This window comes from Streptomyces sp. NPDC056452 (assembly GCF_042796085.1).
Taxonomy (GTDB): Bacteria; Actinomycetota; Actinomycetes; order Streptomycetales; family Streptomycetaceae; genus Streptomyces.
The window spans coordinates 19,554-31,236 of record NZ_JBHTRI010000009.1 but is presented as its reverse complement, the minus strand read 5'-3'; the positions used below and the strand labels follow the sequence as shown (position 1 = coordinate 31,236).

The window sequence follows — 11,683 nt, the reverse complement described above, 5'->3', positions numbered from 1 at the left end:
CTATGGTTGCTGTGGACGGTTGGACAGCGACACGGACGGCACGGACGGGCGGAACGGAACGATGAGTGTGACGACCGAGAGCGCCGCGCAGCAGACGCTGCACCGGGTGTTCGGGTACGAGGCGTTCCGCGGCGAGCAGGGTGCGGTGATCGAGCATGTGGTCGCCGGTGGCGACGCGGTCGTGCTCATGCCCACCGGGGGCGGAAAGTCCCTCTGCTACCAGATCCCCGCCCTGGTCAGGCCGGGTACCGGCGTCGTGGTCTCTCCACTGATCGCGCTCATGCAGGACCAGGTGGACGCCCTGCGCGCGCTCGGTGTCCGCGCCGGCTTCATGAACTCCACGCAGGACTTCGACGAGCGCCGCTCGATGGAGGCCCAGTTCCTGGCGGGCGAGCTCGACCTGCTGTACCTGGCCCCGGAGCGGCTGCGCCTGGACTCCACCCTCTCGCTGCTCGCCCGCGGCGAGATCTCCGTCTTCGCGATCGACGAGGCGCACTGCGTCGCCCAGTGGGGCCACGACTTCCGCCCCGACTACCTGGCCCTGTCCGTCCTGGGCGAGCGCTGGCCCGACGTACCGCGCATCGCGCTCACGGCCACGGCGACCGACGCCACGCACCAGGAGATCACCCAGCGCCTGGGCATGCCCGAGGCCAGGCACTTCGTGGCCAGCTTCGACCGGCCCAACATCCAGTACCGCGTCGTGGGGAAGTCCGACCCGAAGAAGCAGCTGCTCACCTTCCTCAAGGAGGAGCACCCCGGGGACGCGGGCATCGTCTACTGCCTCTCGCGCAATTCGACGGAGAAGACCGCCGAGTACCTCTGTCGCAACGGCATCGAGGCCGTGCCGTACCACGCGGGCCTGGACGCGTCGGTGCGCGCCGAGCACCAGTCGCGCTTCCTGCGCGAGGAGGGCCTGGTCGTCGTCGCGACCATCGCCTTCGGCATGGGCATCGACAAGCCCGACGTGCGCTTCGTCGCCCACCTCGATCTGCCGAAGTCCGTCGAGGGCTACTACCAGGAGACAGGACGCGCGGGCCGTGACGGTGCGCCCTCCACGGCCTGGATGGCGTACGGACTCCAGGACGTCGTCCAGCAGCGCAAGCTGATCCAGGGCGGCGAGGGCGACGAGGCGTTCCGGCGCCGGGCCGCCGCGCACCTCGACTCGATGCTGGCGCTCTGCGAGACCGTCCAGTGCCGCCGTGCCCAGCTCCTGACGTACTTCGGCCAGGAGCCCGGCTCCGAGAGCTGCGGCAACTGCGACACCTGCCTCACCCCGCCCGAGACCTGGGACGGCACGGTGGTCGCGCAGAAGCTGCTGTCCACCGTGGTCCGGCTGAAGCGGGAGCGCGGGCAGAAGTTCGGGGCCGGCCAGATCATCGACATCCTGCTGGGCCGCAAGACGGCGAAGATCATCCAGTTCGACCACGACCAGCTCTCGGTCTTCGGTATCGGCGAGGAGCTGGCCGAGGCGGAGTGGCGTGGTGTGGTGCGCCAGCTGCTGGCCCAGGGGCTGCTCGCCGTCGAGGGCGAGTACGGCACGCTGGTGCTGACCGAGGAGAGCGGTTCCGTGCTCGGCCGGGAGCGCGAGGTACTGCTGCGCAAGGAGCCGAAGAAGCCGACGGCCAAGTCGGCGAGGGGCGAGCGCAAGGGCAAGTCGGCCGCCGCCGTGGCGGACCTGCCGGCCGAGGCCCTCCCAGTCTTCGAGGCGCTGCGCGCCTGGCGCGGTGCCCAGGCCAAGGAGCTGGGCCTCCCGGCGTACGTGATCTTCCACGACGCGACGCTGAGGGAGATCGCCGCGCTGCGCCCCGGTTCGCTCGCGGAGCTGGGCGGGATCAGCGGCCTGGGCGAGAAGAAGCTGGCGACGTACGGCGAGGGCGTCCTGGAGGTGCTGGCCGGGCTGGGAGACGTCGAGCCGGGCGCCGACAGTGCCCCCGCCGAGCCGGAACCGGCGTCCCGGCCTGCAGCGGTCCCGCCGCAGCCGGAGGCCTCACGCGCCGCGGGGCCGGTGCGGGCTGCCCAGGTGGAGCCGGTGCGGCAGGCGCAGGCGGAGCAGGACACGGACACGCACTTCGGCTGGGACGAGGAACCGCCCGAGTTCGACTGAGCGCGTGACGGGCGGCGACGGGTCTACTCCGGCGTCGCCCGGCGGCGCGTGACGATCGCGGTCAGGTCGAGATCGACGGGGAAGGGCGCGGAGACCTTCATCCGGTCGTGGAAGATCCCGGTGGACGTATAGGCGCCGGTGGCGGGTTCCAGCTCGAAGACGTACACGACTGCTCGGCCGTCCTGGTTCTCCACCCGCCAGTAGTGCGGAATCTTCGCCCGCGCATACTTCACGGGCTTGGTCTCCCGGTCCCGGGTGACGGACTCGTCGGACACGACCTCGACGGCCAGCACCACACTGTGCGACGGGAACCGCGTCTGCCGCAGACTCTCGACCGCGTCCGCACGCACGACGACCACATCGGGCTCGGGCCGGTTCTGGAAGTCGACGTCGATGGTGAATTCGCGAAAGACTTCCAGGTCGAGCGGTGCGAGCGACTGCAGCTGCCACTTCAGGTAGTCGATCGCACGCTCATGGAAAACGGTCTGCGGACTTACGAGGACGAGGCTCCCGTCGATCAGCTCCGTATGCGGAGGCAGATTCGGAAGCGTGTCCAGGTCATCGGCGGTCCATCCGCCCGCGGGCGGAACCGCCCACCGCGGCTCAGGTGCCTCGGGTCCGACGCTCATCAGTGCTCCCATATGAAGGAGTCTCGCGGGCCCGTCCAGCGTATCCGCCGACAACCGGATCAAGCCCACCCGCACGTGTGCACGACTCACGCGTCGTTGACCACCGCCCCCCTCGCCGCGTACGCGCGCACGTCCGCGTCCGGGTCGGTGAGGACTCCGGCCAGGGCTTCCCGGGCCGCGTCGTGGGCAGTGTGGTGCAGCAGCGCCAGGACCGCCGCCTTGCGTACGTCGGCGTTCGGGTCGCCCAGGGCCCCGGCCAGCGGGGCGACCGCGGCATCCGGGGCCGCCGAGGAGAGCGCCGTCGCCGCCCCCGCCCGGACCTGCCACGCGGGGTCCCCCAGGGCAGCAGTAGCCGTCGCGGCGTACGGCGCAGGGCACCCCGTCGCCGCGAGCGCGGCCAGGGCGGCGGCGCGGACCAGCGCGTCCTCGTCCGCCAGCAGCGGGGTGAGCGGCTCCGGGGCGGGGGTGTGCGTGGCGGCCAGCCCCTTCGCCACGGCCACCCGGACCTCGCGGGACGGATCGGCCGCCGCAGTAGTCAGTGCCTCAACCGCGTCCACCGAGACGAGCGCGCGGACGGTGTGCAGCCGCACGTCGATGACCGGGTCGCCGAGCGTGCGCGCGTACAGGTCGGCGTCCCCCAGCCGCAGCGCCCGCAGGGTGTCCAGCGCGGTGGCCCGTACGACCGGGTCGTCCGAGCCGAGGGCCGTCACCAGCGGTGCGCGCAGGGCCGGTTCGGCCGGCAGCACCTCGACCAGTTCCCGCAGGGAGGCGGCGGCCGCCGCCCGCACCGACGGTGCCGGGTCGGCGAGCGTCCCGGCCAGTGCCGGACCCGCGCCCTCCGGCGTCGACTCGGTGAGCGCGGCCACGGCCGCCCGCCGGACCGCCGGGTCCGCGTCGGCCAGGTACGGGGCGAGGACCGGCAGGTCCGGCTGGTCGTCGGCGAGCGCGAGGAGTTCCAGGATGCGGGGGGACGGGCCGGACGGTGCGGGCGCAGCGGCGGCGGGCGCGGAGTCCGCCGCCGTCCGGGAGCCGGACGACGGGGCCACGTCCCGCCGTCCCGCCGTGGCGACCTGCTCCGCCGCGACCTCGCCGATCTCGCGCGAGGCCCCGCCCACGGGGGCGAACCCCTCCACGGGCACGAGGTAGGGAGCCACCGGCCTCGCCGTGAACTCCATCGCTCCCGAAGCGGACTTGTGCAGGTCCAGGTGGTGGAACCAGTCCGCGTCGTCACGCTCGGGATGGTCCGTACGCTCGTGGTACAGGCCCCAGCGGGACTCCGTGCGGGCCAGCGAGGAGCGTGCCGCCATCTCCGCGCAGTCCCGGATGAAGCTCACCTCGGCGCACCGCATCAGCTCGTGCGGGGTCGTCGCGCCCATCTCCGCGATGTCGGTCCGCATCCGCTCGAACGCCTCCAGGGCGAGCGAGAGCCGCGCCCCCGACTTGGGCGGGGCCACGTAGTCGTTCACGAAGCGGCGCAGTTTGTACTCGACCTGGGGCTGCGGCGGCCCCTGAGGGTTGTGCAGCGGCCGGTAGATCAGCTCGTGGGCCTCGCGCAGCTGCTCGGCGGGAAGTTCGCCCTCGTACGCCGTGAACTGCGAGGCGTCGGCGCCCGCGAGGTCACCGAAGACGAACGCGCCGATCATGTAGTTGTGCGGGACGCAGGCCAGGTCCCCGGCGGCGTACAGGCGCGGCACCGTCGTACGGGCGTGGTCGTCGACCCGGACGCCGGAGGCCGAATGGCCGCCGCACAGGCCGATCTCGGAGATGTGCATCTCGATGTCGTGGGTGCGGTAGTCGTGGCCCCGGTTCGCGTGGAACGTGCCGCGCGTGGGCCGTTCCGTCGTGTGCAGGATGTCTTCCAGGGCGCTGACGGACTCCTCGGGGAGGTGGCTCAGCTTCAGGTACACCGGCCCCCGGTCCGAGGCGACCTCCGCCGCGAACTCGGCCATCATCTGCCCCGACCAGTAGTCGGAGTCGACGAACCGTTCGCCGTGCCGGTTCACCTGGTAGCCGCCGAACGGATTGGCGACGTAGGCGCAGGCAGGACCGTTGTAGTCCTTGATCAGCGGGTTGATCTGGAAGCACTCGATACCGGTCAGCTCGGCGCCCGCGTGGTACGCCATGGAGTAGCCGTCGCCGGCGTTGGTCGGGTTCTCGTACGTCCCGTAGAGGTAGCCGGACGCGGGCAGCCCGAGCCTTCCGCACGGCCCGGTGGCCAGGACGACGGCCCCGGCGCGGACCGTGACGAACGCTCCCGTACGGGTGTTGAAGCCCGCCGCCCCGATCGCCCGGCCGTCGTCACCGGTGAGGATCCGGACCGGCATCACCCGGTTCTCGATCCGGATCCGCTCCCGCATCTCGCGGCGCCGCAACTGCCGGTAGAGAACCTTCTTGACGTCCTTGCCCTCGGGCATCGGCAGCACGTACGCACCGGAGCGGTGCACTTGGCGGACCGCGTACTCCCCGTGCTCGTCCTTCTCGAACTTCACCCCGTACGACTCCAGCCGCTGCACCATCGGGAAGCCGAGCTCCGCGGTCCGGCGGACGGTGGACTGGTCGACGATGCCGTCGTTGGCGCGGGTGATCTCGGCGACGTAGTCGTCGGGTTCGGCCCGGCCCGGGATCACGGCGTTGTTGACGCCGTCCATCCCCATGGCGAGGGCGCCCGAGTGCCGGACGTGCGCCTTCTCCAGCAGCACGACGGTTGCTCCGTGCTCGGCGGCGGTGAGGGCCGCCATGGTGCCGGCCGTTCCGCCCCCGACGACCAGTACGTCGCAGGAGAGTTCCTCGGCGTCGGCGAGGGCGGGGATCTGCACGGTCATGCCTTTCAGTGGGCGGGAGTGAGCGATTCGAGGACCTCGCGGCGCAGCGCGACGGTCGCCGGGTCGGCATGCGCGGCGCGTTCGCGCGGACGCGGTACGTCCAGGACGCGACCGGTGGGCAGCAGCGCCACCCGGTCGCCGAGGAACAGCGCCTCGTCCACGTCGTGCGTGACGAAGAGGACGGTGGCGCCCGTGCCGTGCAGGACGTCGACGAGCAGCTGCTGCATCCCGGCCCTGGTCTGGGCGTCCAGCGCGCCGAAGGGCTCGTCCATCAGGACGGCGCGCGGTTCGGCCGCCAGGGCGCGGGCCAGCTGCACACGCTGGCGCTGGCCGCCCGAGACGCGGTGCGGAAGCTTCGCCCCGTGGTCCTCCAGGCCGACCCGGGCCAGCCAGGACTCGGCCCGGCGCCTGCGCTCGGAGCGGGCCACGCCCCGGATGGCGAGGGGCAGTTCGACATTGGCACGCACCGTGCGCCACGGCAGCAGCGCGTCGTCCTGGAAGACGAGGGCCCGCTCGGCACGCGGTGCGGTGATCGGCTCGCCGTCCTGCGCGACCTCGCCGCCGAGCGCGGGCAGCAGCCCGGCGAGGGTGCGCAGGAGCGTGGACTTGCCGCAGCCGGACGGGCCGACGACGGCGAGGATCTCACCGGGTACGACATCGAGGTCGATCCCCTCCAGGACGGGTGCCCCGGCCCGGCCGAGCACGGCACCGCGCAGGGTGAGCCGGACGCCCGGGGACGTGGTGGTGGTCATGGGTGCACCCGCTCCTTCGCCAGGGTGGCCGGCGCAGCCGCCGGGGACACGGTCCGGGGCCGCTGCCGTACGGGGGACGGGGGGCGGCTCTCCGTACGCGGCAGCCACCGTGTGAGTTGGCGGCCCAGCAGTTCCACCGCCGTCGAGGTGATCCAGCCGAGCAGGCCGATCGTGGCCATGCCGACGAAGACGCCCGGGTAGTCGACGACCGTGTAGTCCTGCCAGGTGCGGTACCCCACCCCGTACTCGCCGGAGATCATCTCGGCGGAGATCACACAGATCCACGACACCCCGATGCCGACGGAGAGCCCGCCCAGGATGCCGGGGAGCGCGCCGGGCAGGACGACGGAGCCGAGGACCCGCCACCGGCCGCCGCCCATCGTCAGGACGGCCTCCTCCCACACCGGGGTGAGGGCGCGCACCGCGTGCCGGGTGGAGACCATGACGGGGAAGAACGCCGCGGTGCACGTGATGAAGACGATCCCCTGCTCGTTGCTGGGGAAGAGCAGGATCGCCACCGGTACCAGCGCGATGGCCGGGACCGGGCGGATCACTTCGAGGACCGGGCCCAGCAGGTCACAGGCCAGCCGGGAGCGGGCGACGGCGGTGCCGACCGTGATGCCCAGGACGGCGGCCAGGGCGAAGCCGGTGACGATCCGGGTCAGGCTGTCGGTGAGGTCCTGCCAGTACGCGTCCGTGCCGAGCCGGTCGCCGAAGGCGCGCGCCACATCGGTCACCGTCGGGAACTGCTCGAAGCGCAGCCACAGGTTGATGTCGAAGGCGGTCAGCAGCTGCCAGATGCCCAGGGCGGCCACCAGCGACAGGGCCCGCAGCACGATCGACCACCGGCCGCTCATGAGACGCGGGCCCGGTCGAGCGCGGTGGCGTACGGGACGATCCGGGCGCCGGGGTGCGTGGCGACGTCGGCGCGGGCCGCGGATCCGGTGACGTACGGCCGCAGTGCGGCGCCCTCGGACACCCAGACCGCCCGGTCGGCGAACCACAGCGTCCCGGTCCTCGCGTCGGGGACGTACGCGGCGCGGACCTGCCCCGGGTGCGCGGCGGCGTACCGCAGGACCTCGGTGGGGGTGGCGAACGCCGACGTGGCGTCCTTGCCCTTCAGCCAGACCTCTCCGCCGCGCGCGGCGGGCGGACCGGCTGCCTGCGCCTTCGCGTAGGCGGAGCCGTACACCCGCTTCACGTACTGCTCGTCGACGAAGGCGTCCACGTCCACGTCGCCGACCAGCTTCGCCGAGCGCAGCACGGGGACGTCCTTCTTGAGCGCCGCGACCAGTGCGGGCTTCACCGTGGTGTCGAACGTCGCGATGCCCTGGGAGCCGTTGTAGAGGTGCACGACCTCGGCCGGCAGGCCGGTGGCCTTCGCGACCGATTCGGACGACGCCACCGGGTGCTCGTGCAGGTAGTCCGTCGCCCGGCCCTGCGCCCGCAGGAAGTCCTCCAGCACGGCGGGCCGCCCCTTCGCGAACTCCTCGCGGACGGTGACCCCGTGGAAGGTCGGAAGATTCAGCTCCGCCCCGTCGTAGAGGGCCTTCGCCCGGCCCTGGAAGGCCAGCAGTCCGGGCCAGGCCACGAACTGCGACAGGGCGTCCGCACTGCCGGCCTGGAGCGCGGACGCACCCACCGCGGGCTGCTGGTTGAGCTTGCGGATGTCCTTCTCCGGGTCGATCCCGGCCCGTTGGAGCGCGCGGACGAGCGTTCCGTCGGCGGCCGATCCGACACTTGTGGAGACCTTCTTGCCGCGCAGGTCCTCCAGCGAGTCGAGGTCCGAACCGGGCGCGGTCACCACGGTGTTGAGGCCGCCGCGCAGGTTGTACCCGGTGACCGAGACGAGGGTGGTGGGACGGTTCAGCTGCTTGCCGCGGGCCGCGTTGATCAGCAGAGGGAAGTCGCCCATCGAACCGATGTCGATCTTCCCCGCGGTCATCTGCGCGGTGATCGGCGCGCCGGTCGCGTAGTCCTGCCACTTCACCTTGTACGTGACGCCGTCCCGTTCGCCGCGGGCCCGCAGCTCTTCCTCGAAGTAGCCGAGGGAGCGCAGGAGGGTGCCCGCGGTGACGGTGTTGATGGTCCTGGACTGATAGCCGACGGTCACCGTGACCGTGTCGCCGTCACCCGCGCTCGCTTCGCCGCCGCAGCCCGCGGTGAGCGGGACGAGAGTCGCGGCGGTGAGCAGGGCGGCGGCGCGGATTGCCGTGCGTCGCATGGGAGGAAGGGCCTTTCACCTGAGGAGGTAGGGCATGTTGACCGTGACCGCGTCGGTGGGACACCGGGCCGCGCACGGGCCGCAGTACCAGCACTCGTCGACATGCATGAACGCCTTGCCGCTGTCCGGGTTGATGGCGAGGGAGTCGAGAGGACACATGTCGACGCAGAGGGTGCAGCCGTCGATGCACTTCGACTCGTCGATGGTCACGGGCACGTCGGCCCGCTGGGGCGCCAGAGGCATGGCGGTCTCCAGGAAAGAGGGGAAGGAGGGGTCTCAGTCCGACCTGTGCAGCAGGCCGCTCATGCTGATGCGGTCACCGCGGAACCGGATGAACTCCAGGTCCACGGGCCGCCCGTCACAGAGGTGGGTGAGGCGTTCCAGCATCAGGACGGCGGCGCCCTGCGGGGTCTCCAGGACGGCGGCGGAGTGCGCGTCGGCGTTGACGGCCTCCAGGGTGATCTCGGCGGTGCCGAGCGCCCGGCCGGTCAGGGATTCCAGCAGCCGGAAGACATCGGTGTTCTCCAGGTCGCAGCCGAGCAGCCCGGCGCCGATGTCCATCGGGATGTACGTGAGGTCGAGGGACAGCGGCAGCCCGTTCAGCAGCCGGCGCCGCTCGATGTAGAGGACGTCGGTGTGCTCGGCGATCCCGAGCCGTCGCGCGACGGGTCCGGGGGCGGCCACGGGGCCGACGGTACGGACCTCGTTGGTGACCCGGCCGTGTTCGTGCAGGGTCTCGGCCAGACCCTGGAGCCGGTCCAGGCCGTGCGAGTACTTCTCGCTGACGACGACGGTGCCGACGCCGGGCTGGCGTTCCACCAGGCCCTCCGCGCGCAGCAGGTCGAGGGCCTGGCGGACGGTGTTGCGGGAGACGCGGTAGTCGGCGCCGATGGTGTCCTCGAACGGCAGTACGCCGCCGGGAAAGCCGCCGGTGCGCACCTGGTGGCGCAACAGGTCGGCCAGCAGCCGGGCATGGTCCGCGCGCAGCCGGCGCCGGCGGGCGGCGGCGACGGGCACGGTGTGCTCACGGATGCGATCGGCTGGCATGCGCTGGACCATACCGACGGGGCCCCCGCGGTGGTGTTGCCGCAGTGTTGCGCCACTTCCGGCCCCGAGTCGCAGGCCTGTGACCTGTGGCTTTCCTCCCGTGTGACGAAGATCTGCCACCCGGGACGACCACCCCTCGGACACCGGGGGCGCCCTTCGGTCACCCCTCGGACACCCGGGGCAGGTGTCAGTCGCCGCCTCCGCCGCCACCCCCACTGACGCCGCCGCCTCCGCCGTTCTGGCCGGCCTTGTCCTGGCGCACGTTGCGGTGCACCGCCAGGGCCGGCCACTCCTGGCGGGCCAGTGCCCGCACGGCCGAGCGGGTCCGCCGGTCGCCCTGCCTGACCGCCGACGGCAGCTCGACCGCCGCGGCGAGGGCCGCCAGCAGCCTGTCGCGGCGGTCGGGGAAGCCCGCCCCGCCGGCCGCCGCGAAGTGCTCCCGTATGTGTGCCGACAGGCCGCCGGGGCCCGGGAGATGGCGGTGGTAGGGCAGCAGGCCGAGGAAGCGGCGGGTCTCCCTGCGCAGGATGCCGCGCTGCACCAGGGCGTCGAGACAGAGGCCCTCGGCCTGCCGCCCGGCGTGCCGGACCCAGCCCCTGGCCGACACGCCCCCGCGGAACCGGCTCTTGCCGGGCGCCGGCAGGCTGCGCAGGAACACCGCGAGCAGCGGGTCCGGCGGATCCAGCGGATTCGTCACGTGCACCCGGCCGTGCTCCTCGGTGATCCGCCCCTGGAGCTCCAGTTCGGCCAGTACGGCCCCGGCCAGGCCGTACTCCAGGTACCTGCCCCGGCACAGCGGCCTGCCGCGCACCGGGTCCAGGGCGAGCAGCAGCAGTTCCTCGGGGAGTGTCGGCCGTTCGTTCACGCCGCGGGCACGATCCGGCCGGTGACCTCGCCGAGACCGACGCGCGTGCCGTGCGGCCCGGGGGCCCAGGCGGTCAGGGTGACCGTGTCGCCGTCCTCCAGGAACGTCCGCTTGCCCTCGGGCAGGTCCAGCGGATCGCGGCCGTTCCAGGTGAGTTCGAGCAGGGAGCCGCGCTCGCCGGGCTCGGCGCCGCTGACGGTTCCGGAGCCGTACAGGTCACCCGTGCGCAGCGAGGCGCCGTTCACCGTCATCTGCGCCAGCTGCTGCGCCGCCGTCCAGTACATGGAGGAGAACGGCGGTTCGGAGACCGGCTGTCCGTTGATCTCGACCGAGATCCGGATGTCGAAGCCGCCGGGCTCCTCGTCGTCCGCGTCGTCCAGGTAGGGGAGCAGCTCGAAGTCCCGGGCGGGCGGAGCGGTCCGGGCCGCGTCCAGGGCCTCCAGCGGGGTCACCCACGCCGATACGGAGGTGGCGAAGGACTTGCCGAGGAACGGGCCGAGCGGCACGTACTCCCAGGCCTGGATGTCCCGCGCCGACCAGTCGTTGAGCAGGCAGAGACCGAAGACGTGCTCGCGGAAGTCGGCGAGCGCGACCGGGGCGCCCTGCCGCGAGGGGACGCCGACGACGAAACCGACCTCGGCCTCGATGTCCAGCTTCACCGAGGGGCCGAAGACGGGGGCCGGGTCGGTGGGCGCCTTGCGCTGCCCGGAGGGGCGCACCACCTCGGTGCCGGAGACGACGACCGTGCCCGCCCGCCCGTGGTAACCGATCGGCAGGTGCTTCCAGTTGGGTGTGAGCGCCGCACCGTCGGGCCGGAAGATCCGCCCGACGTTGGTGGCGTGGTGCTCGCTGGCGTAGAAGTCGACGTAGTCCGCGACCTCGTACGGCAGGTGCATCGTCACCGCGTCCACCGGATACAGCAGGGGCTCTATGTCCGGGCGGTGCGCCGGGACCGTCACCCAGGCGGTGAGCGCGCGGCGCACGTCCCGCCACGCGGTGCGGCCCGCCGCGAGGAGCGGCGTCAGGCTGGGCCTGGCCAGCAGCTGGGCGTACGGAGAGCCGAGCGCGTGCGCGGCGGCCCCGGCGTCCAGCACATGGGTGCCGATGCGGACGCCGACCCTGCGGTCGTCCGGGTGTTCGGGGGTGGAGAACACTCCGTACGGAAGGTTGTGCGGACCGAAGGGGTCGCCCTCGGCCAGATCGAGCGGGCTGCTCTCGGGCATCTGTTGCTGCCTCGCTT

Annotated in this window: 10 protein-coding genes; 1 reads left to right on the top strand and 9 read right to left on the bottom strand. The window is 72.5% G+C overall.

Annotation, left to right across the window (positions count from 1 at the left end):
* The first annotated feature begins 61 nt into the window (after positions 1 to 61).
* Positions 62 to 2,104, top strand: coding sequence for a DNA helicase RecQ (recQ, locus tag ACFQ6X_RS11300; protein ID WP_383179401.1), 2,043 nt, complete (start codon positions 62 to 64; stop codon positions 2,102 to 2,104).
* A 23-nt stretch (positions 2,105 to 2,127) separates the two neighbouring features.
* Here recQ and ACFQ6X_RS11295 read toward each other — a convergent pair whose 3' ends face one another.
* The 9 genes from ACFQ6X_RS11295 to fahA all read right to left on the bottom strand — a co-directional run bounded on the left by ACFQ6X_RS11295 (position 2,128) and on the right by fahA (position 11,666).
* Positions 2,128 to 2,733, bottom strand: coding sequence for a Uma2 family endonuclease (locus tag ACFQ6X_RS11295; protein ID WP_383179398.1), 606 nt, complete (start codon positions 2,731 to 2,733; stop codon positions 2,128 to 2,130).
* An 86-nt stretch (positions 2,734 to 2,819) separates the two neighbouring features.
* A complete protein-coding gene (locus ACFQ6X_RS11290; protein ID WP_383179395.1) occupies positions 2,820 to 5,555 on the bottom strand; it encodes a fumarate reductase/succinate dehydrogenase flavoprotein subunit in 2,736 nt (911 codons plus the stop codon).
* Between the two features lie 5 nt (positions 5,556 to 5,560).
* Positions 5,561 to 6,307, bottom strand: a complete 747-nt coding sequence (locus ACFQ6X_RS11285; protein ID WP_383179392.1) for an ABC transporter ATP-binding protein — start codon at positions 6,305 to 6,307, stop codon at positions 5,561 to 5,563.
* On the bottom strand, positions 6,304 to 7,164 hold the full coding sequence (locus ACFQ6X_RS11280) for an ABC transporter permease (protein WP_383179390.1): 861 nt from the start codon (positions 7,162 to 7,164) through the stop codon (positions 6,304 to 6,306). The genes ACFQ6X_RS11285 and ACFQ6X_RS11280 overlap by 4 nt, the downstream gene beginning before the upstream one ends.
* Positions 7,161 to 8,531, bottom strand: a complete 1,371-nt coding sequence (locus ACFQ6X_RS11275) for an ABC transporter substrate-binding protein (protein ID WP_383179388.1) — start codon at positions 8,529 to 8,531, stop codon at positions 7,161 to 7,163. The genes ACFQ6X_RS11280 and ACFQ6X_RS11275 overlap by 4 nt, the downstream gene beginning before the upstream one ends.
* A gap of 15 nt (positions 8,532 to 8,546) precedes the next feature.
* Positions 8,547 to 8,774, bottom strand: coding sequence for a ferredoxin family protein (locus tag ACFQ6X_RS11270; protein WP_266533934.1), 228 nt, complete (start codon positions 8,772 to 8,774; stop codon positions 8,547 to 8,549).
* A 33-nt stretch (positions 8,775 to 8,807) separates the two neighbouring features.
* Positions 8,808 to 9,578 (bottom strand): GntR family transcriptional regulator, encoded by a 771-nt coding sequence (locus ACFQ6X_RS11265; RefSeq protein ID WP_329208432.1) that lies wholly within the window; start codon positions 9,576 to 9,578, stop codon positions 8,808 to 8,810.
* Between the two features lie 187 nt (positions 9,579 to 9,765).
* Positions 9,766 to 10,443 carry a GPP34 family phosphoprotein gene (locus tag ACFQ6X_RS11260; RefSeq protein ID WP_383179384.1) on the bottom strand — a complete coding sequence of 226 codons (678 nt, stop codon included), beginning with the start codon at positions 10,441 to 10,443 and terminating at the stop codon, positions 9,766 to 9,768.
* Positions 10,440 to 11,666, bottom strand: a complete 1,227-nt coding sequence (gene fahA / locus ACFQ6X_RS11255) for a fumarylacetoacetase (RefSeq protein ID WP_383179381.1) — start codon at positions 11,664 to 11,666, stop codon at positions 10,440 to 10,442. Before fahA ends, ACFQ6X_RS11260 begins: the two co-directional genes overlap by 4 nt.
* Between the last annotated feature and the right edge of the window lie 17 nt (positions 11,667 to 11,683).

Bases quoted from the DNA above. Each gene is read 5' to 3' on its own strand.
- recQ (WP_383179401.1), top strand. From the start codon at position 62: ATGAGTGTGACGACCGAGAGCGCCGCGCAGCAGACGCTGCACCGGGTG.
- ACFQ6X_RS11295 (WP_383179398.1), bottom strand. From the start codon at position 2,733: ATGAGCGTCGGACCCGAGGCACCTGAGCCGCGGTGGGCGGTTCCGCCC.
- ACFQ6X_RS11290 (WP_383179395.1), bottom strand. From the start codon at position 5,555: ATGACCGTGCAGATCCCCGCCCTCGCCGACGCCGAGGAACTCTCCTGC.
- ACFQ6X_RS11285 (WP_383179392.1), bottom strand. From the start codon at position 6,307: ATGACCACCACCACGTCCCCGGGCGTCCGGCTCACCCTGCGCGGTGCC.
- ACFQ6X_RS11280 (WP_383179390.1), bottom strand. From the start codon at position 7,164: ATGAGCGGCCGGTGGTCGATCGTGCTGCGGGCCCTGTCGCTGGTGGCC.
- ACFQ6X_RS11275 (WP_383179388.1), bottom strand. From the start codon at position 8,531: ATGCGACGCACGGCAATCCGCGCCGCCGCCCTGCTCACCGCCGCGACT.
- ACFQ6X_RS11270 (WP_266533934.1), bottom strand. From the start codon at position 8,774: ATGCCTCTGGCGCCCCAGCGGGCCGACGTGCCCGTGACCATCGACGAG.
- ACFQ6X_RS11265 (WP_329208432.1), bottom strand. From the start codon at position 9,578: ATGCCAGCCGATCGCATCCGTGAGCACACCGTGCCCGTCGCCGCCGCC.
- fahA (WP_383179381.1), bottom strand. From the start codon at position 11,666: ATGCCCGAGAGCAGCCCGCTCGATCTGGCCGAGGGCGACCCCTTCGGT.